This window comes from Luteibacter sp. P4_E6 (assembly GCF_056401535.1).
This window is the reverse complement of the sequence record NZ_JBFUJE010000574.1, coordinates 1-2,333: the sequence shown is the minus strand read 5'-3', so window position 1 is coordinate 2,333 and position 2,333 is coordinate 1. Positions and strand designations below refer to the sequence as shown.

The 2,333-nt window shown below is 65.4% G+C and carries 1 protein-coding gene; it reads right to left on the bottom strand.

Going from position 1 to position 2,333, the window contains the following annotated elements:
• Positions 1 to 1,754, bottom strand: a 1,754-nt coding sequence (locus tag AC1DT2_RS20950) for a maltotransferase domain-containing protein (RefSeq protein WP_477298487.1), incomplete at its 3' end; no start/stop codon positions are given.
• Positions 1,755 to 2,333 lie beyond the last annotated feature (579 nt).

Genomic DNA, 2,333 nt, shown 5'->3' with positions numbered 1-2,333 from the left:
GCCGTGGCAAGGGAACGCAGACCCTTCGCCTTCGCGCCCGAAGCATCCTTCGCACGCGCCTCGACGAGTAGCCTGCCCTCCTCCAGCTCGAGCGCAACAGGCACGTGGGCTTGGTGCTTCACCTCGAGCTCGTGGCGATAGCTGGCGAAGGGATCGCGCCAGGCTTCGATCTGGAACTCATAGCGGCCCATGCGCGTTGGTGTGAACCGCGCCGTGTGAATGTCGTTATTCACCGGCTCCAGCATGACCTCGCGCCAGGCCTTTTCGTCCAGCGCGCGGTAGCGCAGACGCGCGGCAAGGACGTCGTGGCCGTCCGCGAAGATGTCGGCCGTCACATCGACGGCCTGGCCGACGATGCGTTTGGCGGGAAAGCGGCCACCGTCCACGGTCGGCTGAACGGCTTCGATAACGATACGTGGGGCTTTGGTGGCGGACTGCATGAAATCCTTATGGGCGGAGGCACCGATCTTGCGTTTCACCGGCACGCCGGCACCGGCCGTCAACGTCAGGACGGCACCGGGATGCAGGACGACGCCATGGCCTTCATCGAAGACCTTGCGGCCGTCGGGGGTGGTCCAGGGACCGAAGTGGGAAGCGTCGCCGATCAAGGCGTCGTCGGCCGTGAGCGGTGCTTCGCGATCGAGCGAGGCATTGACCAGGGTCAAGGTGGCGCGGTCAGCCGTGCGGGGATCCGCGCCGTCGACAGTGAGGAACGCAGCGATACCCTTGCGCGTCACGATGGTGGGGACACCGCCGAGGTGTTCGCCGATCGCTGCATTCGCTGCTTTCACGGTCGCCGTCACGTCCAGCACGGCACCTGCTGCCAGCTCGGCGGGAGTGATGGCATTGCCCCGTCGCGGATCGAGTGCATCGTGAGCGGCGTATTCAAAGCCGACCGGCATCAACCAGCCAGCAGGCGCCGTCGCTGCGAAGGCAATCGCGCGACGATACGCATGGTCGAGCTGGTTTTCTTCGCCCAGTTCGTCACCCAGCCGAGTGGCAAACGGCTCCTCGGTGCAGGCCAGCGAAGGGGCGATCGCCTGCAACCTGACAGCCTCCTCGGCGAACCAGGCCGCCTTGAAGTCCCACCAGGCGGCCGACGAGACCACGGCGTCGAAGCCCGCGCCGCGCATCGCGTCGAGGTCATCCGGCGTGCTGCCCGGGGTCCAGGCCAGGAAACCCGCCTCAGGCGCTTCCTGATGCACGGCGTCGATCAGCGTCTTCCACAGGGACGCGGGGAGTCGCTGGGGGTGCATCAGACGAAAGCCCGCCACTCCCGCGGATGCCCAGCGCCGAAGTCGCTCGATCCACCATTGGGTGGCAGCGGCGGCCACGGTGGGATCGTTGAGGCGCCAGCGGGCGCTGTCACTTTCGCTGGGTGTCCACCGCGGATCAGGCGTGCCGTGTTCGGCCGCGATCCCGCGGAACCAGTCGGGGTGCTCGCCGCGCACTGCCGAATCCGACGCCAGTTCGTCCAGCGGCAGGTCGAGCCAAAGCTCCATATGCTGCGCCCGGCAGGCCTTGGCGATCTGACCGAGTCGTGTCGTCGCGTCGCCATCGGCGCCGAGCGCGGGGTTGAGCCTGTCGAAATCCCGCGTCACGAAAACATCACCGCAGGCCGAAGCCTCGAAAGGCGGTGCGATCAGCAGTTGGCGGAAGCCCAGCGAGGCCGCGTGCTCGATCCAGGGGTTCCACGCGGTCATCGGCCCTGCAAGCAGGGGGTGCAGGTAGTAGATGCAAAGGGGCGCACGCATGCTTGCCGACATGTACTCGTGTTCCTCGGGAGTTGGTACGAGCATGCCGGGTCGGATGTATGCATCGTGCCAATGGACCCGGGCACGCGAAGGCATTCACAGTGACGCAGACGGGTGTTGCGGCAGTGTGAATACGTGGGTTTTTGCGAGGGTTGTGCGCTGACGCTCGTGCTGCGCGCGGGAGTCGCGGCCGGGTTGGACCTTGAGGTTGCGTGCGGCACAGGCGCCACGCCGCTTCGTCAGTCGAGGTTTGATGAACGACCAGGCTGCTTTCTGTAGGCGCCGCTTCAGCGGCGAACCCTCAGGCTGTCGAGGTTGCGAATGATGCCTTGTGGTGATCGTGCGGGCGGTTGAACGCCCGCACGATGCGACGCAATGCCTCGTTCGCAATATCACCGCTGAGGGTTCGCCGATGAATTGCAGTGGTCAAGCTTTTCTGGACACCGGTGTAGGAGCCTGAGCCGCCAGTTGCTCGAAGAGCACTGGCGGGATGTCGTTTAGTCGCGAGTGTTGCCGTTCTAGGTTGTAGTAGATCAGAAAGTCGGTCAGCTCCTTCTCGGCCTCGGCGATAGATGCGTA